The sequence below is a fragment of the Mycobacterium sp. NPDC051804 genome (assembly GCF_044452905.1).
In the GTDB taxonomy this organism is placed as follows: Bacteria; Actinomycetota; Actinomycetes; order Mycobacteriales; family Mycobacteriaceae; genus Mycobacterium.
In genome coordinates, this window is sequence record NZ_JBITCD010000003.1 from 353,410 (window position 1) to 375,038 (window position 21,629).

At 64.1% G+C, this 21,629-nt stretch carries 25 protein-coding genes; 11 read left to right on the plus strand and 14 right to left on the minus strand.

Features of this window, described 5'->3' with window-relative positions; all coding sequences use genetic code 11:
* The first annotated feature begins 38 nt into the window (after window positions 1-38).
* A complete protein-coding gene (locus ACIA48_RS12735; protein ID WP_396731464.1) occupies window positions 39-1,223 on the plus strand; it encodes an acyl-CoA dehydrogenase family protein in 1,185 nt (394 codons plus the stop codon).
* On the opposite strand, the gene ACIA48_RS12740 is transcribed toward ACIA48_RS12735, so the two are convergent.
* Complete coding sequence (locus ACIA48_RS12740) at window positions 1,220-1,855, minus strand: DJ-1/PfpI family protein (protein ID WP_396731467.1); 636 nt, start codon at window positions 1,853-1,855, stop codon at window positions 1,220-1,222. The two genes, ACIA48_RS12735 and ACIA48_RS12740, sit on opposite strands and share 4 nt — an antisense overlap.
* On the opposite strand from ACIA48_RS12740, the gene ACIA48_RS12745 reads away from it, so the two are divergent.
* Window positions 1,854-2,243, plus strand: a complete 390-nt coding sequence (locus ACIA48_RS12745; RefSeq protein ID WP_396731470.1) for a DUF4267 domain-containing protein — start codon at window positions 1,854-1,856, stop codon at window positions 2,241-2,243. The genes ACIA48_RS12740 and ACIA48_RS12745 overlap by 2 nt on opposite strands.
* A 31-nt stretch (window positions 2,244-2,274) precedes the next feature.
* Here ACIA48_RS12745 and ACIA48_RS12750 read toward each other — a convergent pair whose 3' ends face one another.
* The 4 genes from ACIA48_RS12750 to ACIA48_RS12765 form a co-directional block, all read right to left on the minus strand.
* Entirely contained in the window at window positions 2,275-2,943 is a 669-nt protein-coding gene (locus ACIA48_RS12750; RefSeq protein ID WP_396731473.1) for an MOSC domain-containing protein, read from the minus strand.
* Between the two features lie 38 nt (window positions 2,944-2,981).
* Window positions 2,982-3,383, minus strand: coding sequence for a hypothetical protein (locus ACIA48_RS12755; protein ID WP_396731476.1), 402 nt, complete (start codon window positions 3,381-3,383; stop codon window positions 2,982-2,984).
* 60 nt (window positions 3,384-3,443) lie between these two features.
* Entirely contained in the window at window positions 3,444-3,683 is a 240-nt protein-coding gene (locus ACIA48_RS12760; protein WP_396731479.1) for a hypothetical protein, read from the minus strand.
* 255 nt (window positions 3,684-3,938) lie between these two features.
* Window positions 3,939-4,220 (minus strand): DUF732 domain-containing protein, encoded by a 282-nt coding sequence (locus ACIA48_RS12765; RefSeq protein WP_396731481.1) that lies wholly within the window; start codon window positions 4,218-4,220, stop codon window positions 3,939-3,941.
* 270 nt (window positions 4,221-4,490) lie between these two features.
* On the opposite strand from ACIA48_RS12765, the gene ACIA48_RS12770 reads away from it, so the two are divergent.
* Window positions 4,491-4,925 carry a DUF4383 domain-containing protein gene (locus tag ACIA48_RS12770; RefSeq protein ID WP_396731484.1) on the plus strand — a complete coding sequence of 145 codons (435 nt, stop codon included), beginning with the start codon at window positions 4,491-4,493 and terminating at the stop codon, window positions 4,923-4,925.
* Window positions 4,926-4,944: 19 nt separating this feature from the next.
* Here the strand turns inward: ACIA48_RS12770 and ACIA48_RS12775 are convergent, their stop codons facing one another.
* Window positions 4,945-6,903 carry a protein kinase gene (locus ACIA48_RS12775; protein WP_396731487.1) on the minus strand — a complete coding sequence of 653 codons (1,959 nt, stop codon included), beginning with the start codon at window positions 6,901-6,903 and terminating at the stop codon, window positions 4,945-4,947.
* Window positions 6,904-6,951: 48 nt separating this feature from the next.
* Here ACIA48_RS12775 and ACIA48_RS12780 point away from each other — a divergent pair, with 48 nt between their 5' ends.
* Window positions 6,952-7,434 carry a DinB family protein gene (locus ACIA48_RS12780; protein WP_396731490.1) on the plus strand — a complete coding sequence of 161 codons (483 nt, stop codon included), beginning with the start codon at window positions 6,952-6,954 and terminating at the stop codon, window positions 7,432-7,434.
* A gap of 7 nt (window positions 7,435-7,441) precedes the next feature.
* On the opposite strand, the gene ACIA48_RS12785 is transcribed toward ACIA48_RS12780, so the two are convergent.
* Both ACIA48_RS12785 and ACIA48_RS12790 read right to left on the minus strand, forming a co-directional pair.
* Window positions 7,442-8,092: an FKBP-type peptidyl-prolyl cis-trans isomerase gene (locus ACIA48_RS12785; protein ID WP_396731493.1), complete on the minus strand. Its 651-nt coding sequence runs from the start codon at window positions 8,090-8,092 to the stop codon at window positions 7,442-7,444.
* A gap of 60 nt (window positions 8,093-8,152) precedes the next feature.
* Window positions 8,153-8,485, minus strand: a complete 333-nt coding sequence (locus ACIA48_RS12790; protein WP_396731496.1) for a hypothetical protein — start codon at window positions 8,483-8,485, stop codon at window positions 8,153-8,155.
* A 138-nt stretch (window positions 8,486-8,623) separates the two neighbouring features.
* Here ACIA48_RS12790 and ACIA48_RS12795 point away from each other — a divergent pair, with 138 nt between their 5' ends.
* Window positions 8,624-9,463 carry an alpha/beta fold hydrolase gene (locus ACIA48_RS12795; protein WP_396731497.1) on the plus strand — a complete coding sequence of 280 codons (840 nt, stop codon included), beginning with the start codon at window positions 8,624-8,626 and terminating at the stop codon, window positions 9,461-9,463.
* Here ACIA48_RS12795 and ACIA48_RS12800 read toward each other — a convergent pair.
* Window positions 9,460-9,909, minus strand: a complete 450-nt coding sequence (locus ACIA48_RS12800; protein ID WP_396731500.1) for a hypothetical protein — start codon at window positions 9,907-9,909, stop codon at window positions 9,460-9,462. The genes ACIA48_RS12795 and ACIA48_RS12800 overlap by 4 nt on opposite strands.
* Window positions 9,910-10,008: 99 nt before the next feature.
* Between ACIA48_RS12800 and ACIA48_RS12805 the strand changes: the two genes are divergently transcribed.
* Together ACIA48_RS12805 and ACIA48_RS12810 are read left to right on the plus strand one after the other, a co-directional pair.
* Window positions 10,009-10,665, plus strand: a complete 657-nt coding sequence (locus ACIA48_RS12805; protein WP_396731503.1) for a TetR/AcrR family transcriptional regulator — start codon at window positions 10,009-10,011, stop codon at window positions 10,663-10,665.
* 320 nt (window positions 10,666-10,985) lie between these two features.
* Complete coding sequence (locus ACIA48_RS12810; RefSeq protein ID WP_396731505.1) at window positions 10,986-11,528, plus strand: hypothetical protein; 543 nt, start codon at window positions 10,986-10,988, stop codon at window positions 11,526-11,528.
* On the opposite strand, the gene ACIA48_RS12815 is transcribed toward ACIA48_RS12810, so the two are convergent.
* Complete coding sequence (locus ACIA48_RS12815; RefSeq protein ID WP_396731506.1) at window positions 11,522-12,433, minus strand: MBL fold metallo-hydrolase; 912 nt, start codon at window positions 12,431-12,433, stop codon at window positions 11,522-11,524. The two genes, ACIA48_RS12810 and ACIA48_RS12815, sit on opposite strands and share 7 nt — an antisense overlap.
* A gap of 351 nt (window positions 12,434-12,784) precedes the next feature.
* Between ACIA48_RS12815 and ACIA48_RS12820 the strand changes: the two genes are divergently transcribed.
* The 3 genes from ACIA48_RS12820 to ACIA48_RS12830 all read left to right on the plus strand — a co-directional run bounded on the left by ACIA48_RS12820 (window position 12,785) and on the right by ACIA48_RS12830 (window position 14,759).
* On the plus strand, window positions 12,785-13,873 hold the full coding sequence (locus ACIA48_RS12820; RefSeq protein WP_396731509.1) for a GGDEF domain-containing protein: 1,089 nt from the start codon (window positions 12,785-12,787) through the stop codon (window positions 13,871-13,873).
* Window positions 13,874-13,944: 71 nt separating this feature from the next.
* The gene (locus tag ACIA48_RS12825) at window positions 13,945-14,229 is read left to right on the plus strand and encodes a DUF4190 domain-containing protein (RefSeq protein WP_396731512.1); all 285 of its coding nucleotides are present in this window, start codon (window positions 13,945-13,947) and stop codon (window positions 14,227-14,229) included.
* Between the two features lie 65 nt (window positions 14,230-14,294).
* The gene (locus tag ACIA48_RS12830; protein WP_396731515.1) at window positions 14,295-14,759 is read left to right on the plus strand and encodes an SRPBCC family protein; all 465 of its coding nucleotides are present in this window, start codon (window positions 14,295-14,297) and stop codon (window positions 14,757-14,759) included.
* On the opposite strand, the gene ACIA48_RS12835 is transcribed toward ACIA48_RS12830, so the two are convergent.
* Window positions 14,760-15,644, minus strand: coding sequence for an alpha/beta fold hydrolase (locus ACIA48_RS12835; RefSeq protein WP_396731517.1), 885 nt, complete (start codon window positions 15,642-15,644; stop codon window positions 14,760-14,762).
* A gap of 227 nt (window positions 15,645-15,871) precedes the next feature.
* On the opposite strand from ACIA48_RS12835, the gene ACIA48_RS12840 reads away from it, so the two are divergent.
* The gene (locus ACIA48_RS12840) at window positions 15,872-16,525 is read left to right on the plus strand and encodes a VOC family protein (RefSeq protein ID WP_396731519.1); all 654 of its coding nucleotides are present in this window, start codon (window positions 15,872-15,874) and stop codon (window positions 16,523-16,525) included.
* 28 nt (window positions 16,526-16,553) lie between these two features.
* Here ACIA48_RS12840 and ACIA48_RS12845 read toward each other — a convergent pair whose 3' ends face one another.
* From ACIA48_RS12845 to ACIA48_RS12855, 3 genes are all read right to left on the minus strand, one after another.
* Window positions 16,554-17,363, minus strand: a complete 810-nt coding sequence (locus tag ACIA48_RS12845; protein ID WP_396731522.1) for an LLM class F420-dependent oxidoreductase — start codon at window positions 17,361-17,363, stop codon at window positions 16,554-16,556.
* 82 nt (window positions 17,364-17,445) lie between these two features.
* The gene (locus tag ACIA48_RS12850; RefSeq protein ID WP_396731524.1) at window positions 17,446-19,137 is read right to left on the minus strand and encodes a GMC family oxidoreductase; all 1,692 of its coding nucleotides are present in this window, start codon (window positions 19,135-19,137) and stop codon (window positions 17,446-17,448) included.
* A gap of 825 nt (window positions 19,138-19,962) precedes the next feature.
* Window positions 19,963-21,585 (minus strand): cation:proton antiporter, encoded by a 1,623-nt coding sequence (locus ACIA48_RS12855; RefSeq protein ID WP_396731527.1) that lies wholly within the window; start codon window positions 21,583-21,585, stop codon window positions 19,963-19,965.
* Between the last annotated feature and the right edge of the window lie 44 nt (window positions 21,586-21,629).

Below are 21,629 nucleotides of genomic sequence, written 5' to 3' on the forward strand. Positions count from 1 at the left end.
GTATCGAAATTCCTCCGGCATCCGGTTAAGGTCACCTCATGACGTCCACAATCGAAGCGGCCGACAGGGTTGTCGGGCTCGCGCGAGGCATGCGTGAACTGGTAAGTCAGCAGGCTGCGGAATCCGAGCGGGCACGCACCCTGACACCGGCAGTCGTCGACCAGATGTGGGCCAGCGGGCTGATGGCGGCGTTCAATCCGGTCGAGGCGGGGGGAGTGGAACCGTCCTTTCGCGAGATGATCGAGACCTGGATCGAGATGGCCTGGCAGGACGGCTCCTTTGGATGGGTGGGCATCGCGAACCTGCCGTCATCCTTCGCCGCGGCGGCCTATCTGCCCGACGAGGGTTTCGCCGAGGTGTTCACCAAGAACGACAACCGGGTGACGATGGGCGGCCAGTTCTTTCCGAACGGACAGGGCACCGCGGTCGACGGTGGCTACACACTGAGCGGGGCGTGGAGCTTTGGCTCCGGGACCGGCCACGCGGAATACGTCGCCGCGGGGTTCTTCCCGATGGACGACGGCGAGATGCGGTGGGTCAGCGAAGGTGTCCCCGATATGCGGGTGGCGGTGATCCCTCGCGAGCAGATCACGTTCAACGACGGGTGGTTTGTGCAGGGACTCAAGGCAACCGGGTCCTACGACTACAGCGTGCAGGACGTATTCGTCCCGGAATACCGGACGTTCGCGTTGTTCTCGCGTGCTGCGCTGCGGGGTTCGTCGCCGGCCACGCGCATGGGGCTGATGCCGGTCACCGCGGCCGGACACGCATCGTGGGCACTGGGAGTCGCGAAGAGCATGCTCGACGATGTCCAGGAACTCGCGGCGACCAAGTTCCGCATGAGTGACATGGCGTCGCTGGCCAGCCGTCCGACATTTCAGAAGGGTCTGGCGCATCATGTCGCGGCGTGGCGTGCCGCGCGACTGCTGGTCATCGAGGCGTTCACCACCGCGGAGGCCGCCGTCGCATCGGGCGAGGCACTGACGCCCGCGCTGCGCGCCGACATGCGCGTCGCCGCCGTTTATGCGACCGACGTCTCTCGGGAGTGTGCGGAATGGGCGCACCTGGTTGCGGGCACGAGCTCGATCCGGGAAGGGAGTCGGCTCGAGCGCGCGTTCCGGGACATGTACACCGGAAGTCAGCACGCGTTCATCAGCGAGAAGATCTCCATGGACGCGGCGCAGATCTGGCTCGGCATCATCGAGGATCAGTTCGGCCTCTAGTCCGGCGCTCGCCAGACGTCGGTCGGCATCGGATAGGCGAGCGCGTTCGCGACCCTGCTCGCGACGGCTTCACCGACCTCGCGTTGCACGAGCCACAGCGCAAGATCGATACCCGAGGTCACCGCGCCTCCGGTAACTACGTTGCCGTCATCGACGACGCGGTTCTGCCGGACAACCGCGGCGTACTTCGAAAGCTCCTCCAGCGCCGCGGGATTCGTGGTGGCGTTGCGGTCGCGCAGGATCCCGGCCGCACCGAGGAGAAGTGCACCCGTGCATACCGACGCCACCCACCGCACCGAATTCGACTGCTCGGCGATGATGCGTGGCAGCGTGCCGCGCCGAATCTCGCGTGGCACACCGGTGTCCGTCCCACCCATCCAGCTGCCGCCGGGCACGAACAACGCGTCCGGCGTGCCCAATTCATCGGCGACGTGTAGTTGCAGCCCCTCAGCGGCAGACACCACGAGGGCGCCGCCGACGCGAACCAGCGCGACCTCGAGGCCGGGATCGATGGTCGAGGCGCGGGCGAACACCTCCCACGGCGCGACGACGTCCAAGGCATCGAACCCGTCGAACACCACGATCTCGATTCGCATCTGCTCAGTCTTGTCCTGCCATAGGCTGCACGCCATGTCTTTGGACCGTGCAGCTCTGGTCGTGGGCGGTATCCGCCTCGCGTCGGGCATCTCGTTTCTCGTCGATCCGCTCCGCGCAAACAAGCTGTGGGGAGACTCCGGCGAACCGGCTCCGACAGCACAACTCCTGCTGCACTCGATGGGCTACCGCGATGCGCTCATCGGTGGGTTGATGATGGCGGCGGCAGTGCGCGGCAGAGACACCCGCGGCTGGTTTCTGGCATCGGGCGGAGCCGACGCGTCCGACCTGTTGGGCGGGATGCGGGTGCACAACGAGATGACACGCTCACAGCAGCTCATCGGCCTCGGCGGAGCGGTCGTCGGTATCGGAGTCGGGCTATGGGGCGCGACGCGTCGTCGACCGAAGCCCATTGCGGCCGAATAGATCACGCCGTTTCGTAGCACAATCCACAGATTCAGCCCCGGCCGGGCGTGAGTCGGCGATGCACATAGCTTTTGAGCTCAGCGGAGAGCGCATCGGCCGCCAGCAGCTGCGGAAGCAGGTCGGGCTCCGACATCTTGGCGCGGAAGACCAGGCTGATCGTCACGTCGTGGTCGGGCCGGTCTTCCACCGAGATCGTATCGCCGGCTTGCACGGCTCCCGGTGAGATGACTCGCAGGTACGCGCCCGGTTTCGCAGCCTTGGTGAAGGTTTTCATCCAACCGTCGATGTTCAGGAACGCGGAGAATGTTCGGCAGGGAGTGCGCGGTGCAGACACCTCGAGGACGAGCCCGCCCGTGCCGACGCGCCACCGTTCGCCGATCCGCGCTTGCGTGACCTCGACCCCGGATGTGGTCAGGTTCTCCCCGAACATCCCGTCAGTGAGCGGACGGTCGAGTCGCGCCTGCCACTCGTCCAGATCCTCGCGCGCATAGGCGTAGACGGCCTGGTCGTCGCCGCCGTGCAGCTTCTGGTTGCCGATGGTGTCACCGATCAGTCCACTTCCGAGACCACTGCGCATTGGGCCCGGTGGCCGCACCATGACAGCATCGTCGGTGGGGCACTTGTCGATGCCTGTTTTCCTCGACGGGGCATCTGGATTCGCGCGGACACGAGCCAGGTTGACCGATAACACCTTCGCCACGAGTTCAGCGTAGTGGCGGTGTGTGGGTCGCTCAGTGCCTAGGCAGGGGGAGCGAACGCGGGATCCGGCGGCGGCGGGGGTCCGACAGGCATCTGACGAGCCGGCGTATAGGGCACGGACGGGTTCGGGAAAAGATTGGTCACCATGTCGTTCGGACTGCTGAAGTTGGCGAAGACGTCACCGAGCGATCCGAGTGCGCCGGGTTGTTGTACCTGGCCGGCGGGAATCGCGGGCACGGTCGGTGCGCCCGGCGGCGGTGGAGGAGACGTGGGCAACGGGCCGTCAGCAGTCACGATGCTTGTCACGACACCGGGAATCTGCGGTACGACGGGATCTGTCGGCACCGGCTGCGCATTGGCGATGCCGACGCCGGTCAGGATGCCGGCGGCCCCGAGCGTGCAGCCGCCGACACCGAACGCCCAGCGATGCGGTCCACTCATGAATCGAGTTTCCCACGTAAATCACCCGTGTGCAGCTGTACAGCCACCCTGGCCGACGCGCTATTGCGGTTCACCGGTGGGAATTGTGTAAGGCGCGGTCGTGATCGGTGGCACTGCCACCGACGTCTCCGGGGATGACGGTGCCGTCGTCTCCGTCACCGTCTGACCGGTGGTGATCCCGGCACCGGACGGAACAGGCTGGGGGACAGCCGCATTCACGTCACCTATGGCGAAGGTCAATACCCCCGCCGCGAGGACGGCTCCGGCACCAGCGGTCGCCAACATAAACTTGATGTGCATCGAGTCCACTTCTGACCACTCCAATCGGTCCCTGCCGCTTTCGATTACGGCGGGACTCACTCTTCGCTCGTCGGACTTCGAGCCAAATCTTGACCCTTGCACTACGAGCCAACCGAGTGCGCCATCACGAAATTCCTTGATCCGGAAATCGGCGACGTGACGAAATGGCAAGAGCTTGCTGTAATGGCCTGCGATGCAGGAGAACTCCAGCTGAGCGAAGGTGCTCAGCTGGAATGGGTGTTCGCGTGTGTCAGATCAGCAGTTGAGGTGAACGACCGCGGCGCTGACAATTTCGCCTGCAGCAGAAACCGACACGCTGAGATCGTTGCTCACCATGATGACAGCCTCCGATGCTGGCGTGCCGCTACGAAGCGTGCTGCAGATCTTCGCACCCTCGGACCGCAACTGCTGGTCGGTGAGGAACGCGTAGGTGGTCTGCATCGTGCGAACGAATTCGTCTTCGTCGGCCGCTGCGGGCGCGGCCAGCGCAACCGCTGCAGAAAAAACCGACAAAAGGACCCCGACCCGGTACTTCAACTCGAACACCTTTCAGAACACGCGCGATCTCGCCGCGGGCATACGCGTGCGCGCGGACAGAATCACGACAATTGCTTTGGCGCTCGACCCCCTCGATGCGCCGGCAGACAGAAACTTTCGCTTGCGTTAGTTCTCGCTTAGCTTAGCTGCTGAACTGATCTTGGGCGGAATAACGATTAACTTAAGTTTACTACTTCACGTCGTAGCGTAAGTGTACTACTACGCGTAGTATTCGTGCCAAGCGTGGACGAATCATCTCGGAGGTGCGCCGTGAAGTGGAGTTTCGCCCAGTTCGGACTGCTGATCATCTGTGTGTTCCACGTCGTGCAGGCCATCATCGGGTTCATCGCCGAACCGAGTTTCGCGACCGGACCCGACGCGCCGACGGTCCAGATCTTGGGGATGGATTACAACGGGTGGCACGCCGTCGCCGGGCTGGCGCTGTTCGCGCCCGGCCTGGTGTTCGCGATGCGCAAGTCGTGGTCGGTGCTGTACCTGCTCGCGGCGGGAGTGGCTGGGGCCCTGCCTGGAATCTGGGCGTTCTTCTCGAACCAGGTCGCCTACATTTTCGCGTTCCCCAACAACATCACCGACGCGATCGTGCACATCGTGACGGCAGCGGTGATGATCACGGTCGCCGCCGTACAGATCCGCCTCGATGGCGGCTGGCGGAACTCGCTGGCCGATTTGCGCAAGACGCGGTAGTGCTGTGCGCCAGGTGCGATTAGTTGTCGCCGGTGCGCTCGAACGTGTCGGTGAAATCGCCGCCGCCAGCGCACGCGCCGCCGGCGGCTATGGTTTGGAGTCCGCGGCCGGTGAGTAGCGCTATCGGATCGTCCAACTGCGGAGGCATTGGATATTCGGCGGTGATCGTCGACTGTGCTGTGCCACCGTCGGGGCATGTCGTGGCGCCGACTTCGTTGCGTGCCCACTTGTCGTCTTTGAAGATGAGCGTGACAACCCCGTCGACCGCATGGAACAGGCTCATGCAACGGTCGCCGGTACGGAGGCAATAGGTGTTGGCGGACAGAACTTTTCCGCGTACGACGTTGCCGTTCGTGAACGTCGTCGTCTGCTGATAGCTGCCGTGCAGGGCTTCTGCCGGGCTGACAGCGCGCGGCGGGAGCACCGCGGGATCTGGCACTTTGTTGGGGTCGGGATCGCCGGTGCGGGTGAACTTCACGGTGCGCTTGGCGGCGCATGCGCCGTTGGTGGAGGCCCTGATGGTCTCACCGGTCAGCGTGCCGTCGGGGTTGGGCTGCAGGGTGAACATCACCCAGAGTTCTTCGGGCTGGTCGCCACCGCATTGCGCTGAGGCGAGGCCGACGGCGACCCACGTCCCGCCCAGCTGATCGAATGTCAGATTCGACAGTAGCGCCATTCCGGCGCCGCTGACGTTGGCCGCGGTCGCGACGCAACCGCTGGCGCCACAATCTGAGCGGACGCCCCAATTGCTGGTCGTGGCAGGCGCATTCGGGACAGGCTTACCCTCGAGGTCAGTACCCGGTCCGTAATCGGCGGTGTAGGTTCCGGAGAATTCGCCACCGCTCGGTGATGCGGAGGGTGTGGCGGCGCTGGGTTTGTCGCGTCCGGTGAACTCGACGATGGCGACGACGCCGGCTACGAGGATGAGGGTGGTTATGAACACCAGCGCACCAACGAGAAGTCCGCGGTTTCGCCCAGGACGCTTTGGTGATACCGCCATCGGCGGCACGTGCATGTGGGGTGTGCTGATCGGTGGGTAGGAATAGACCGGTGCGCTACGGGGTGGCTGTGCCCAGGATTGCTGGGCCGGCATCGGTGCGCTCGACGGTCCACTCGGAGCGAGCGTTTGCTGTGCGGTAGGGGTAGCGACGATCGGGGGAGTCGGCTTGGTGATGACTTCTCTTGCAGCAGAAGCCATATCGACGGCGCTTGAGTAACGCTCCGATGGCTGCTTGGCCAGCCCGGTGGCGATCACAGCGTCCAACGCGGTCGGAAGGGTTCGGCTGATCTCGGAAGGCTTCGGCGGCGGTGTGAAGATGTGGCCGCTGGCGACCTTCTCAAACGTGTTGCCGGGGAACGGTTGCTGGCCGGTGAGGCACTCGTACAGCACACAGGCCAGGGCGTAGATATCGGAGCTGGGGTTGATCTGGTCGGCACTGAAGCGCTCGGGTGCCATGTAGGCCCATGTGCCGATGGCCGCACCGGTCTGCGTCACGCCGTCCTCGGCGGTGCGGGCGATGCCGAAGTCGATGAGGTACGCGAAGTCGTTCTCGTCGATCAGGATGTTCGACGGTTTCACGTCGCGGTGCACGAGGCCCGTCTGGTGCGCGGCGTGAAGGGCCGCGGCGATCTGCTCGATGATCGCGACCGCGCGGGGTGGTTCGAGCGGGCCGTCGTCGAGCAGGCTGTGCAGGTCGGTGCCGGGAATCAGCCGCATCGTGACGAAAAGCCGACCGTCGATTTCGCCGAAGTCGTAGATCGGGACGACGTGCCGATCGTCGAGTCGCGCGGCAGCTCGAACCTCGCGGCGGAATCGCTGCTCGAATTCGGGATCGTCACTGAGATTGGGAAGCAGCATTTTGAGTGCGACCACGCGGTCGATCTGGCTGTCGTACGCGCGCCAGACCTCGCCCATCCCGCCGCGACCAAGCAATTCGATCAGCTGATAACGACCGAATGGCGTGCCTTCCACCGGCATACGATAACGGCCACTCGCCAGGATCGTGGTGCATAGGAGAGGAACCCGATGTCCGACAAGTCCGATCACCGCCCGCCGCGGCCCGCGGAGGGGGAGAAGGCGACCTTGGTGGAGTTCCTCAACTACCTGCGCCGCGCGATGGTTTCAAATCTGGAGGGAGCGCCGGAGCCGCAGGTGCGCATGGCCGGGGTGCCGTCGGGGACAAGCGTGCTGGGGCTGGTTAAACACGTGAGCTACGTCGAGAGGTTCTACTTCCTCGGGGAGGACGTCAGCGATTGGAGCGCGACGTTCCGCCCGACGCCCGAGGACACGATCGAGGCTGTGTTGACCTCGTACCGGGACGCCGTATCCCGCGCGAACGAGATCATCGATGCGTGCGAGGACCTGGGGCAGCCGGCTCCGCGCTCAGCGCGAGCACAATCTGCCCCGAGCATGCGATGGATCCTGGTGCACATGATCGAGGAGACAGGCAGACACGCCGGTCACGCCGACATCCTGCGTGAGCAGATAGACGGCGCGACCGGTCGCTGACGCGCGGCTAGCCCGCCGCGTCGAGAATCTTGATCGCGAAGACGAGCGTGTCGCCGGGCGCGATGCCGGCGGAGGGCTGCCCGTCGGCGTAGCCATCGGCCGAGGTCATCGCGACCGCGACGGTGGATCCGACTTTCTGTCCCGCGATGGCCTTCTGGAATCCCGGGACGACGCCGGTGAGCGGGAACTGCTCGGGTGCGCCGCGCTGGTAGCTGCTGTCGAACACCGAACCGTCACGTCCGTTGACGCCCATGTAGCAGACCGAAACCGTCGCCGTGGGTGAGACGACGGGCCCGTCGCCCGCCTGCAACGTGTGCACCTGGGTCTCGGTCACGCTGAACGGGGTGCCCACCTTCACTTCTGGCGCCGCCGTATCCGTCGAACCGGTGACCGCGACATTGCCGGTGGCGCCGTCCAGCGTCCACTCCGGCGTGCCGCCAGTAGGCGCGGTCGTCGGGCACGTCGTCGCCGCAACGCCCGGTGCCGGTTGGGCCGGCATGTTCGATTCGACCGAGTACAGGTCGGCGGGGTCGGCGGTGGACGAGCTCGCAGGTGACGCCTCGGGTTCGGAGTCGGAGCCGCACGCGGCGAGTGAGGTCACGAGCGCGGCGACGATCCCTGCGAGCGCGACGGTTGAAGACAGACGGGAGGAATTCACGGTCGTCACGTTACAGACGTGACGCGTGGTGACCGCCGATAGGTCGTTGTACTGCGTGTTTCAGCAGAACTGGTATTCGACTGACCAGTTTTCCACAGCCCACGTCGCCTTGAAATGACCGCCGAGCGCAGGGTCGGCGTCATGGATCATCCCGGCGCCGCCCTCGGGCGTGAATCCCGGGTCATCCCACGTCACAGATTCGAAGACAGGGGTGCGGTCGGGAGTGCAGACCGTCTGCATGGCGAGGTAGCCGTCCGCGATCGCGAACTCCGCGCTCTCCTGTGTCTGGACCGGCGCGTACGGATCCGCGCCGGCCGCTGGGGCGTGCACGAGCGCGCCGACGCTGACTGCCGCAGCGAACACGACGGCGATGGAGTCGAATAGCTTCCGCATGACGTCTCCCTGATCTTGAACTCGTGAGAAGTATCCACGGCAATCGTGGTCACTGCCCGAGAAACGGTCGGGGCCGATGAGTTCGTCCCGTCCTGACGGTCTACTTCCGAGAGCGGTACGACACGGAAGGCTAGACCAATGGGAATCACGCGACTGCGCGGTGGCCATCTACCGATCAACGGACTGAACCTTTATCACGAGGTGCATGGCGAACTCGGGTCGAAGCCGCCGCTGCTGTTGATTCCAGGTGCGTTCATGGCTGCGGACTCCATGCCCGAATGGGTCGATGCGTTCGCTGGCGAGCGTGCTGTGATCGTCTTCGACCCACAAGGACACGGTCGCACACCGGATACGTCGCGCGAGATGTCATACGAGCAGTTCGCCGACGATGCCGCGGAGTTGTTGCGCGCCTTGGGAATCGAGCGCGCGGACGTGATGGGCTACTCACAGGGCGGTGGAGTGGCGCTGCAGCTGGCTATCCGTCACCCATCGATGGTGAACAAGTTGGTGTCAATGTCGGCGACTTTCCGCAAGGAGGGCTGGTATCCGGGGGTGTTCGAATCCATTGCGGGCCTTACTGCTGAGGACTTCGCGGGAACGCCTGTCGAGAAAGCCTTCATGGAACACACTCCGGACGCCCAGGCGTTCGACGCCTACCTCGAGAAGATGAAGGTCCTCAACATCGACGACCAGCAGATCACCGACGAGCAGATGCGTTCGATCTCGGCCAAGACCATGGTCATCGTCGGCGACGCGGACGGGGTGACGCTCGAGCACGCAATGGCCATGTTCAAGCTGCGCGGTGGGTGCGACAAGGAGGCCGCTGCAACTGGGGTTTTGCAGAAGACTCCGGACGCGCGCCTGGTGGTGCTGCCCGCGATGTCGCACATCGGTCTGTCGGGGGAGTCGGAACTGTTGGTCCCGATGGTCACGGCGTTCCTCGACGACGCCCCGCCGAAGATGCCGGAGCTGTTCTAACTGGAAACGGACGCTTGCCGGGCCGGCCGGCCGCTGTCGATGGCGGGGAACCAGGGTGCCCCACGCAGTGGGCGGTAGTCAGCGACGGCGAAAGCGGTGACGGCCGTGGCGATCAGTGCGACGTACACACCGGGCTGACGGGTGGCACCGTCGGGGAAGTCGACAATCAGCCACGCGAATAGCAGCATCCCGACGAGGTTAAGCAAATCGGTTGCGCCGATGACGGATACGTCAGGGCGGCACAGCCCGTACCGTCCGCCGGTGATGGCGGTCGCGATGCCGAACACGCCGCCGATCGCGAAGTAGACAGCGGCGACGGTGTTGAACTGCCAACCGGTTTGGCTGGCGCCCGCGACGGACGCCCAGGGCAGGAACAGCGATGCGAGCGCGCCGGCACCGCCGACGCCGGCGATCATCCGCTGATGGAGCGGTGTTTCGGTAGTCATGGTGACACTCCAAGGAGTCATCGAGCAACCGCTAACAAAGCAATAACGATTGTTATTCCTGTTCAAGACCATAACGACCGTTATGGGATGATGTCAACGATGACTTCCGCCGATTCTGCGTTGAGCACCCGTGACCGACTGGTGGAGGCCGCTCTGGCCGTGCTCGAGAGAGACGGGCCTGCCGCGATCCAAGCTCGGTCGCTGGCGCGCGAGATCGGCGCTTCGACGATGGCGGTGTACACGCACTTCGGGGGCATGCCGAACCTGATCGAAGCGACGGTGCGCGAGGGACTCGCGCGCTTCGCGGAACAGACGCGGGGAGTGCCCCATACCGACGATCCGGTCGCCGATCTCATTGCCGGTGGATTTGCCTACGCGGAGTTCGCGATGAAGAACCCGCAGCTGTACCGATTGCTTTTCGGCCTCACCGACCTCGGCGTGCACAAGTTCTCGGCCGACGGGGTCACGCCGTGGGATCTCGCCGAATGGGTGGATGCGCTCTCGGTGTTGACGGCTGCGGTCGAGCGCGTGATCGAAGCCGGCCGGATCCGCCCGCAGGAGTCAGCTCCGGCTGCAACCCAGATATTGAGTGCCACACATGGTTTCGTGCTCCTGGTGATCAGCAGGGTCATAGACCTCCAGGCGCTGCAAGACGTCATGGCGCCCTTGGCGATCAATCTCATAGTAGGTCTCGGCGACACGCGGGAGCGCGCGGAGCAGTCGCTGGCCGTCGCGATCAATTCGCGGACGTCATGACCCAACCCAATCAAAGCGGCGGCAATTTCGTTCGAACAGGACATGGACGCCCGAGCACCTGCCGCCCAACCTTGTTGCACTGAACGCCCACCACCTCGACGGTTCGCGAGATGAACGGTGGTTGCGGACCCCGTATGAGCCCGGCCCTGCCGCAAGGAATTTCATGCAGATCAGCGGCGGAACCATCGCCGAAATGCTGGACCAGTCCGCGACACGCCTGACCGCGACCGCGACCGTGGTGTCCCAGCTGATCACTGACGTCAGCAGATTGGCTTACGTTCCAAGTCCATACTCCCGGCTGGCGGTTAGCGTGGTTGGTCATGCAGGTTTTGGCGGCCGCCGCGGGGCTCGGGCAGTCGGACTGTGAGCGGGCCGTGGGCACCACGTTGGCTCAGCCTGTACTCGCGATCACCAGCCTCGCGTACGTGGCGGTCGGCGTGGCCGTGCTGTGGTGGGCGCTGCGGGGCTGGGGAGTGCTGGCCTCGGCTGCCGGAATGGTGCTCGTCGCCGTCGGATTGGGGAGTTTCGTCTTCCACGGTCCGCAGCCGTCATGGGCAGGTCCCGCGCACGACTGGCCGATCATCGCTCTCGCAGCGGTGGTTGTCGCGGGGCTCATCGTCAGCGTCCGCGCTCAGTGGCGACTGTGGACGACAGCAGCCGCAATCTTCGCACTCGCCCTGCTTGCCTACGCCGCGGGTCGCACAGGGTCCCCCTTGTGCCAGCCCGACAGTCTGTGGCAGTTCCACGGCGCCTGGCACGTCCTCACCGCGGCGGGCGCCGGATGCGCCGCGGTGGCAATGGAACGCCGACGTGAGGGCGTTTCGGCCGCTCACGTCGGCGAAGATTCAACGCCTCGTCAGTAATCCCAGGTGGCGGGTACGCAGCGGAAGACGTCGCCGTGCGTCGCCACATGGCAGACGGACGGGAATGGCAGGTGCGTGGCGACCATCGCCTCGCCCGTCGCCGCCAGCTCCCGCAGCAGCTCGATCCGTACGCGCGCGGACTCCTCGGGATCGTGTTCGAATCCGTTGTGCCATTCGGGATTGTCGAACCCGGGGGCGAACACGGAGTCGCCGGCGAACGTCAGCGCGTCACCACCGGAGGCGAGGCGCACGATGCTGTGGCCGGGCGTGTGGCCTCCGTTGCGGGTGACCATCACGCCTGGCGCGAGCTCGTACTCCGTCTCGAATGTCTTTATCTGGCCGCGATATTCGTTCAGGAATCGCGAGGCGATCTGTCGCAGTGCGTCCGGCACTGGTGCCGGCATATCGGTGTGGGAGAAATCGGGGGCCTCCCAGAACTCGGCCTCACGGGTCGCGACGTGGACCTGTAGATCGGGGCGCAGCCGTTCTTTCAGTCCCGCGGTGAGCAGCCCGCCCACGTGGTCCATGTGCAGGTGGGTGAGCACGACGTCGGTCACCGCCGAGGGATCGATGCCTGCGGCCTCCAGTCGGTGGACTGTCTGTCCGGCGCGCGGGAAGTCGGGGAACTCCACGCCCAGACCCGCGTCGACGAGGATGGTCCGGCCGCCGCTGCGCACGACGACCACGTTCAGTGGCCAGTCGAGCACATCCTGTGGCAGGAACATGTCGCTCAACCAGTTCCCGTACTCGGTCGGATCGGCGTTGGTCGCCATCGTCCTCGCGGTAATCGGTAGGACCCCGTCGCTGATCACCAGCACCTCGATGTCGCCGACCTGAACCGCATAGCGCGACGGAACCAGTTCGTCGAGTCCGGTGCTACCGAGGGAAATGCTGTCCACGCTCATGTGTTGTCCTCCTGGGCTGACGTGCTGAATGACCTGTCACCCCCGGAGAACGCCCGCCCGCGTCGGAATTCATCCATCCCCCTGAAGCCGATTCACGACGGTTTTGGCGGCGGCCTATGGCGCTCCTCCGACGTTGCTGAAGTGCGGCGTTTTTGTGCGCTTGCCTGGTTGTGTCCCAGACTGCCGTAGAGCGGACAGTTGCGGAGCGATACGCTGTGGGCATCCAGTCCGACCGCCTTCCACGATCAACCGTGCTCGTTGCGCCGATGCCGATCGGCGCCCGGGTAGCGATGTTTCGTCTGGAGGTCGAGTTTGGTCGGGGGTGACGTGGCCCGATGGTCTGGGCAATGGTTGAAACAACCGGCTCAATATGACTGGCTCAGCGCTTATCTGAATGAGCGTGGACTGCAGGAGCTCTGGCGCCGTGCGACGTTCGGGTTCACCGTAACGACATCCGCGCTACCCATCGTGATGCTCTGGAGTCCATTTGGCCCAGACAATCCGGTGCGGGTCGCGCTTGCCGTCGCCGCTGCAGCGATCGCCGTCGCCGGTAGTTTCCTCTGGCTGCTTCGCTGGCCTACACGGCGGCAGTCTGTCATCTTTTCGACGATGGCCACGGTGGCAATCGCGGCCACATGCTTTGCGTTTTCCAACCCGTACTCGGGGTTGGGTGCGTGCGCGACCTTCGCCGTCATCGGTGGCTTCGCCGCCTACTTCCACACGATTGGCCACGTGCTCGCGAACCTCGGCGTGGCAACCATGTGCTCGGCGATCATGGCGTACCGCCTCATCGATACCACCGGCGACGTCGCGCTGACGATCGCATCATTGGTCTCGGTGGCATCGCTCAATATTGGTGTTCCATTCGGAATCTTGTCGTTGGTGCATACGTTGCGAACTGACTTACAGGGTTCTGACCGTGATTCCCTGACGGGGCTTCTCAATCGGCGCTCATTCCACAACTCGGTCTACGAACTCATGATGCTCCACAAGAGCCCCGCGGCTATTTACGTGGTGATGGCGATGATCGATCTCGACAACTTCAAGCAACTCAACGACACTCGCGGCCATGCCGCGGGGGATCAGGCGTTGGTCAGCGTCAGCGCCGCGCTTCGCGAGAACTGCCGCTCAACGGCGGTGATCGGCAGGGTGGGGGGAGAGGAATTTGTGGTCGCGGACATCGACACGGTCTCGAATCCGGCCAGATTGGCAGAAGGACTACGTCGGGCGATCGAAGAGATTCCTCTACCGGTGTCAGCGAGTATCGGTACGGCGGGCGCCGGGCTCCAGACAGACTCCACCAGAGACACTCTTCAACTCATCGACGATCTGATTCGCACCTCTGACACGGCGATGTACGAGGCGAAACGCGCGGGCGGCAACCGCGTGCGTCACTATCCGACGTTGCTTCCGCCGGCGGGAGTTCACCTCGAACAGTGAACTTTTGTGGGTTGCGTCCCGTATCTATGACGGCCCTGCAGGCCCCAACGCGCACAAGTGAGGAGTCGACCTTGGCGTATCCAAACCAATCCGGGTTCCCACCGGCCGGCCCGCCGCCTGTCTACGTGTCCGTACCGCAGACCAACGGCATGGCGATCGCGGCTCTGATCCTGGTGTTCGTGTTCTTCCCGGTGGGGATCGTCCTCGGGCACGTGGCACGGGGACAGATCAAGCGGACCGGCGAAGGCGGAAGGGGGCTGGCGACCGCCGCATTGATCATTGGCTATCTCCAGGTGGCGCTGACGGTGCTGGTCGTTGGTGTTGCCGGAGTCCTCGTTGCGCTCGGTGCACGGTAGGTACGGCTGTCCGTCGCGGTTGCCGCGCACGTGTGGGATCGGGCAGTTTTGGGCAGTGTGGAGGTATGAGCAACAACGAGAAGGTCACCGTAGAACGAACCATCGAGGCGCCTGTCGATGCGATCTTCGACGTCCTCTCCAATCCTCAGCGGCACCAGGCGCTCGATGGTTCAGGGTTCATCCGCAGTGTGGATCACGCTGATCGGATTCAGAAGGTCGGTGACGTATTCACGATGAACATGCAGGGTGACCACATGGGTGGCGAATACAAGACTGACAACCACGTGTCGGGCTATGCCAAAGACAAGCTGCTGGCCTGGAAGACCGCGCCCGCGGGCACTGAGCCTCCCGGGTGGGAGTGGCTGTGGGAGTTGGAACCGCAGGGTCCCGGCGAGACGTTGGTTCGCCACACCTACGACTGGTCGAAGGTCACCGACAAGAAGCTGCTCGAAAAGGTGAAGTTCCCGCTCGTGACCGAGGATCAGCTGACCGACACGCTCGGTCGACTCGCTGCCGAGGTTTCGTCCTGATCAGATTCCGCCTCGGTGTTCGAGTGCGAATCGACGGATAGAGGCATTCACCTCGTCGGGAACTTCGGCCGACAAGGCATGCGAGGCATCGGGCCACAGCTCATACCGCCACGCGGGGACGACCGTCCGCATCCGTTGCAGCGCCTTATGTGAATCGTGAATGGTGTTGCCGGCCAGAAGAACTTGGACAGGCAGCTCTACTGCGCGCAGCAAGCGATCATTGGGGAAGTGCAGTGCCGCGGTGCGCGCGGGTGGTCCGAATGTGGCGAATCCTTCCACGAACAATTCGGCAAGAGTGTCGATCGAACTGCCCGCTGTGGGGTCGCCCAAGACCCACGCCGCGGCGCGCCGAGCTCCTAGGGAACGTGGGCGCGACAACCAGATTCCAAAGCTTCGCCAGAACTTCGAGTAGAGCCGAGTCACCGTGCACGCCGGATCGATGAGTGTCAGCGTCGCCAGCCGACCGGGCAGGCGCGCCGCGGTGTGGGTGGCAAGCCAGCCGCCGTAGGAATGGCCAACGAGATTTACGTCGCGCAGACTCAGTGCCTCCAGGACGGCTTCGATGTTGCGCGCACAAGCAGCGGGGGTGAACATCGCCTTCGACTGAATGCTGGCTCCGGGCTGACCGAGCATGTCCAATGCGTAGACGGTGAAATCGTCTGTCAGGCCCGCGACTTGGTCCCACCACATGGCCGACGTGAGGAAGAAGCCGTGGATGAGGACGACGGGAACGTCGCCGTCGGGTCCGTGTTGGTAGACGCGAACGGTGCCAGCGTTGGTCTGAACGTCATGGACGATATCCGGCCGCGGGCTCAAGGCACGCACCTCGTCATACGCCGTCATGTACTGGCGCCGCGCGTCTGCACTTTTGAATCCAGCGGTCACGGCGACATCCATCAACGAGTCACCGTAGAGAGGAGATCGGCTGTCGGTCAACGCCACACACTGGAGGAGATTGCGGGCTCGTCTGCGCGGTAGATAGCACCGAAAGGCCGGTGACAGGGGGAGTTGGGATTCTCACGTTCATGTGCGTCGACCGAAGCGTTTCTCTACCGTCGGAACCCATGGCTGAGAAGACAATTCCAAAGCTGATGGCCTCGTCGATCCGACCCGTGGCCGATTTCTACATCGCACTGGGTTTCGAGATCACGTTTCAACAGACAGCGCCATACGAATTTCTGACCGTCAGGCGGGGAGATATCGAGCTGAACTTCTATGGCGACAAGACGTTCGACCAGGCGACTTCCGCTCATGGCTGCGTGGTCGTCACCGATGAGGTCGACCAGCTATACGCGCTCTTTGCTTCGCGACTGCGGAGTGCCTACGGCTCAGTGCCCGTGGCGGGCGTGCCTCGGATGGGGGCGTTGACGGATATGAGTTACGGGGTGCGACAGTTCCTGATGATCGATCCTGGAGGGAACACGATCCAGATTTTCCAGCCGATCAGCGAGGATTTGCACCATCGGCCATCGCCTCGAGGAACCTTTGAGCGAGCGATCCACATGGGTTCGCTGTACGCGGATTCCAAGCAGGATCTCAATTTGGCGCAAAAGGTCTTGGATAGGGCTCTGTACCGAACCGACGAAACGCCGACCGCGATCCAGTTAGTGAAGCTGTTGGTGTTACGGGCAGATGTAGCGGTCCGTCAGGGTGAGCACGACCTGGCCCGAGAATTACTGGATCGCGCCAAGGGGACCGGGGCCGACGGACCAGAACTGGCCGACGTCCGCAGACGAGTGACGGAGCTCGAAGCGGGGCTTCGATAGGGCCGTGAAGCGCACGCTTTGGTCGTGGTCAACCGTGGTCCCGCCATGTGACCACCTGCTTGAGCGATGTGAGGTCGTAGCCGTCGTCGGAGGTGAGTTCGGTCTGGAACAGCGTGACGCCCGCCGCGCGGAAGGCATCGGCGCTCTCCGCGTTCTCCCACAGTGTCGAGCGTTCGATGTCGGCGCCGTTGCGCCCAAACGTCGTTGCCAACTCGTCGACGCGGTCGCTGAGTCTGCGAAACGCGTCGAGGTCCTGAAATGCGTGCCAGATGTCGGCGTGCCTGGCAACCGCGGGCAGTGAGCGTTTGGGTCCCGTGCCGCCGATGAGGATCGGTACTTTGCGCACCGGCGGGGGATTCAGTGCGGCGAGGCGGTTCTCGATGCGGATCAGGCTCTCGTCGAAGAGATCGAAGCGGGACGCGAAGGTGCCGAAGTCGTATCCGTAAGTGGTGTAGTCCTTTTCGTACCACCCCGCGCCGAGGCCTAGGATGAGCCGGCCTCCGCTTATGTGGTCGACGGTGCGCGCCATGTCAGCGAGCAGGTCCGCGTTGCGGTAGCCGACGCCGGTGACAAGCAGCCCGATCTCGGCGTGCGAGGTGATCTCACCCCACGACGCGAGCGCGGTCCAGCCCTCAAAGTTGGCGACGTCGGGCTGCTCGTCGAACATGACGGGCTTGCCGTCGACGATGCCTTTCATGGCTGGGCGGTGGAAGTGGTCATAGCCGAAGATGACGTCGACGCCGAGGTCGTCGGCGGCCAGGACGGCGTCGCGCCACGTGCGGTAATCAGGCGTGCCGCCGGGCTGGATCTGTACGGCGACGCGGACGGGACGGGTCATGGAGAGGCTCCTGAGTCGGGGGAGGGTCGACTCTTGAGCCAAGTCATCGGGTTCGGGGTTTATTCCTGGCGCAATGTCACTCTCACTCCAGAATCGCCCGCGCCGCGCGTTCGGCGATCAGCATGACCGGTGCGTTGGTGTTCCCAGACGTGATGGTGGGCATGGCCGAAGCGTCAACCACACGCAGGCCCGCGACGCGGAACACGCGGCAGTCGGTGTCGAGCACTGTGGCGCTCGACCGTGGCTCACCGCGTGCATCGAAGGCTCCCATCGCGCAGGTGCCCACAGGGTGGAAGATGGTTGTTCCTAGTGCACTGGCTGCCTGCTGAAGGTCGTCGTCGCTCACCAGGTCAGGGCCCGGAAGCATTTCCTCGGGGTGATAGCGGGTCAGGGCCGGCGCTGCCATGATCTGGCGGGTCATCCGCAGGCCGCGTACGGCGACATCACGATCGGCGTCGGTGGACAGGTAATTGCAGAAGATCTTCGGGTGAGTCAGGGGATCCGCGTCGGCCATTCGCACGTGGCCACGCGAGGTGGGTCGCAGATTGCAGACCGAGGGAGTGATGGCGGCGTAGGGGTGCAGAGGGTCGCCGAACTTGGGCAACGACAAGGGCTGCACATGCCACTCCAGATCAGGACTGGCCAGCGCGGGTTCACTTTTGGCGAAGGCCCCCAAGGTCGACGGCGGCATCGTCAGGGGTCCAGATCGCATGAGCAGGTATTGAAATCCCATGCCCGCGCGGGTGATCCAGTTTCGGTACAGCGTGTTGACGGTTCGCGCACCGCGGATGCGGTAGACCGTTCGAAGCTGCAGGTGGTCCTGGAGGTTCTCACCCACGCCCGGCAGATCGGCGGCCACCGGCACGTGATGCTGGGAGAGCAGCCCCGCCGGGCCCAGACCCGAGACCTGCATCAGGTGCGGCGAGCCGATGGCTCCGGCGCTCAGGATCACCTCCTTGCGCGCCCGCACGTCGACGATTCGACCGTCCCTGAGCAGCCGCACGCCATCGACGCGATGCTGCGCCGTCGTCCAGGCGCCGCGGCGCTGATCCGGGCGGACCTGATCGTCCATCAGCAGCTTCAATGCCTGGGTCTCCGTGTAGACGGTGAGATTGGGGCGTCCGGTGATGGGGTGGAGGAAGGCGTCGGCCATCGACCAGCGCCGGCCACGCCGCTGATTGACGTGAAAGTACGCACTGCCGGAGTTGTCGCCCCGGTTGAACTCTTCTATCGGCTCGATGCCCAATTGCGCTGCGGCAGACTGCCAGGCGTCCAGGATCTTCCAGCGCACCCGCGGCCGCTCGACCCGAATCTCACCACTGGCGCCGTGCCAATCGTCGGCTCCGCCGAAATAGTTTTCCAATTCCTTGTAAATGGCCAATGTTTCGCCAGGGCGGTCGGGGCCACCCCACAGCCATCGTTCGTCGCCGGTGGCCTGGGCCCATAGTTCGTAATCGCTTGCCTGACCGCGCATGTGGATCATGGCGTTGATCGACGAACAGCCGCCGATCACGCGGCCGCGCGCGTAGATGATGCTGCGGCCGGCCAAACCTGGATCTGGCTCAGTGGTAAAGCACCAGTCGGTGCGGGGGTTGGCGATTGTGTAGAGATAGCCCACCGGCACCTTGATCCAGAACCAGTTGTCCCTGCCGCCGGCCTCGATCAGGAGAACCCGGCGATCGGGGTCGGCGCTGAGTCGGTTGGCGAGCAAGCAACCCGCACTGCCTGCGCCCACGATGATGTAGTCGAACTCGGGCGGGGGGCTCGCTTCCACCGTTTCCTCCATCGCCATCGGATACGTGTCCCACTGTGCGCGATGATGGCCCGGTAACACAGGACTTCGGTGCGGGGGTGGATCCGTTTGAGGGGAACAGGCTATCTGTGCGGCGCTCACTTGACATAATGTGGCTTATCGGCACTTTATCGACCTGGAGGTACAACGGCGGAAGGGGTTCACCGCCGCCTCCGTGTGTGTCCAACTCCCGTCGCGACCCGCTCGGCCGGTCGCATCGACCGCGGTCTCCAGTCGGTCGCCTCGAGCATCACGCGTGGTCCACGCCAGCCGTCGGCACGGCGTGACTCCATGGGCACCATCGGAGGCCCTATCGGACGGCCGTTGGAACGCAGGCCCCTTCTCCTCGGCGTGCACTACCAATACGTCACAGTGACGAAATGGTGGTGGATCAGCTTGACCAGACTTCCTCGTAGAATCCGAATCCGAAGCCGCGCAACGTGAATCGCCGCACCGTCTTCCTGTATGAATGGAATCCGAAGAGTAGCAACAATCTTCGTGGAGTCGGCGCCAGGCCTTTGGGCCTTCATTGCGGCAACTCTTCACTCATGAGCCTAGACGGCCACCGCTCCTCCGGCCCATTTGACCGGCGATCCGGTTCGTGAAACGTCACTGTGACGCAATGTCCACTCCCCAGCCGGTTGGGTTCTGTAGTCACCGAGTGATGAATGCCGCTCCGTCACTATCGATTCCGGTTCGCGGTGGCATTTGTGGATGATCCGCGCGAGCGTCGAAAGCAGCCCGCCACTCGGCAGCAATACGTCACTGTGATGAACTAGCTTGAGGCGCAGGGTATTCGGAGCCTAGCTATATTCCGCCTCGCGGTTCTTCATCCGCCGGTTGAATCGGTGCACGCGGTGCCTCGTCGTTGGACACCTGATCGGCCAGCTCCAAGCCGGCACCCGCATACACATTGAAGGCAATGTCGACGCCATGGTCCTTGGCCCACTGGACCTCATCGTCGTATCGGGCGACCGCGGCGACCCTGCCGTCGAACCCTGACTCCCGCAGACATGCGAGCGCGGTGACATTGGCGCCGTGACGCGGCATCGCGAGCACGGCGATGCGCACCGATTCGGAATGGCGCAGTTGATGCCAGAAATCCAAGTCGGTGGCATCCCCTTCGATGACGTTCAGGCCGTCCTCGGCCAGCCGCTCGACTCGCGGCCCGTCGAAGTCGACACCGACAACCCGCAATCCGTAGTGATCGGTCATGCGCTGGTACGCCGCGAACCCCACGCGGCCCATGCCGATCACCACTACCTCAGCATCGCCGGCGTCGGCAGGGCGTTCCTCCGGGACCAGGGTGCTTTCGTCCTGAGCAGGCAGTCGCGCCGCGATCTTCTCCACCATCAGGTGGCCGCGGCCGTTGACCAACGCTGCCAGGACGAAGCTCAGGGCGACGGCGATCGACATCTCCACCAGCCAGGCTTCTGCGAGCAGGCCGACCGAGACCCCGACCGAGACCACGATCAAGCCGAATTCGGAGTAGTTCATCAGGCTCAGCCCGGCGAGCAATGCAGTGCGATACCGCAGCTTCATGCGCGACAGCAGCAGCACATACCAGCCCGCCTTGAACGGCAGCAGCAGCACCATCAACAGCGCGACGCCGATGGTCGGTAGGTCTGGCAGCCCGGTCAGGCCGATCGACACGAAGAAGCCGACGAGCAGCAGTTCCTTGATGTGGAATAGCGACCGCGAGAGCTCCGAGGACGCCGAGTGCGACGCCAACAGCACGCCGATGATCAGCGCGCCGAGATCACCCTTCAGGCCCACCGCGGAGAACAGCGCGTACCCGGGCACCAACGCCATCACGATGCCGAACAGCGACTGCATCTCGCCGTGGCCCAGCCGACCCCAGATCTTGCGCACGATTCGCGTCAGCGGCCACAGCAGCACCAAGGTCAGCGCCCAGGGACTGGGCAGGTGCCCGCTGGTGGCGGTCAGGAACACCACGGCGACGATGTCCTGCATGACCAGGATGCCGATCGCGACGCGGCCGTAGAGCGCGTGTGATTCGCCGCGTTCCTCGAGCACCTTCACCACGAAAACCGTGCTGGAAAAGGACAGCGCGAAGGCCAGCAGGGCGATCGTCTGCACGCTCTGGCCGGACAGCATGGCCACCCCGGCCACCGCGGCCAGCCACATGGCGACACTTCCGAGGACGACGCTGACGATCATGTGTACCGAGGTGGTCAGCCACACCTCACGGCGCAGCAGGATACGGACGTTGAGCTTGAGACCGATCGCGAAAAGCAGCAGCGTGACGCCTAAATCCGCCAGCACTTCCAGTTGCGGCACGTCCTCGACATTGAGGGCGTTGATGACGAACCCCGCCGCAAGAAACCCGACCAGAGGCGGAAGGCGCAGCGCCATCGCGAGACCACCGAGACCGAATGTGATGACGAGATAGATGGCGACTACTGTCACGCGCGGCCCCTTGCTGTCGGTGTCGAGTTCTCCAAGTATCCCGG

What these genes read in the sequence shown, in the direction of transcription:
- ACIA48_RS12735 (WP_396731464.1), top strand. Translation starts at nt 39, where the DNA reads ATGACGTCCACAATCGAAGCGGCCGACAGGGTTGTCGGGCTCGCGCGA.
- ACIA48_RS12745 (WP_396731470.1), top strand. Translation starts at nt 1,854, where the DNA reads ATGTCTTTGGACCGTGCAGCTCTGGTCGTGGGCGGTATCCGCCTCGCG.
- ACIA48_RS12740 (WP_396731467.1), bottom strand. Translation starts at nt 1,855, where the DNA reads ATGGCGTGCAGCCTATGGCAGGACAAGACTGAGCAGATGCGAATCGAG.
- ACIA48_RS12755 (WP_396731476.1), bottom strand. Translation starts at nt 3,383, where the DNA reads ATGAGTGGACCGCATCGCTGGGCGTTCGGTGTCGGCGGCTGCACGCTC.
- ACIA48_RS12760 (WP_396731479.1), bottom strand. Translation starts at nt 3,683, where the DNA reads ATGCACATCAAGTTTATGTTGGCGACCGCTGGTGCCGGAGCCGTCCTC.
- ACIA48_RS12775 (WP_396731487.1), bottom strand. Translation starts at nt 6,903, where the DNA reads ATGCCGGTGGAAGGCACGCCATTCGGTCGTTATCAGCTGATCGAATTG.
- ACIA48_RS12780 (WP_396731490.1), top strand. Translation starts at nt 6,952, where the DNA reads ATGTCCGACAAGTCCGATCACCGCCCGCCGCGGCCCGCGGAGGGGGAG.
- ACIA48_RS12790 (WP_396731496.1), bottom strand. Translation starts at nt 8,485, where the DNA reads ATGCGGAAGCTATTCGACTCCATCGCCGTCGTGTTCGCTGCGGCAGTC.
- ACIA48_RS12795 (WP_396731497.1), top strand. Translation starts at nt 8,624, where the DNA reads ATGGGAATCACGCGACTGCGCGGTGGCCATCTACCGATCAACGGACTG.
- ACIA48_RS12800 (WP_396731500.1), bottom strand. Translation starts at nt 9,909, where the DNA reads ATGACTACCGAAACACCGCTCCATCAGCGGATGATCGCCGGCGTCGGC.
- ACIA48_RS12805 (WP_396731503.1), top strand. Translation starts at nt 10,009, where the DNA reads ATGACTTCCGCCGATTCTGCGTTGAGCACCCGTGACCGACTGGTGGAG.
- ACIA48_RS12810 (WP_396731505.1), top strand. Translation starts at nt 10,986, where the DNA reads ATGCAGGTTTTGGCGGCCGCCGCGGGGCTCGGGCAGTCGGACTGTGAG.
- ACIA48_RS12815 (WP_396731506.1), bottom strand. Translation starts at nt 12,433, where the DNA reads ATGAGCGTGGACAGCATTTCCCTCGGTAGCACCGGACTCGACGAACTG.
- ACIA48_RS12830 (WP_396731515.1), top strand. Translation starts at nt 14,295, where the DNA reads ATGAGCAACAACGAGAAGGTCACCGTAGAACGAACCATCGAGGCGCCT.
- ACIA48_RS12845 (WP_396731522.1), bottom strand. Translation starts at nt 17,363, where the DNA reads ATGACCCGTCCCGTCCGCGTCGCCGTACAGATCCAGCCCGGCGGCACG.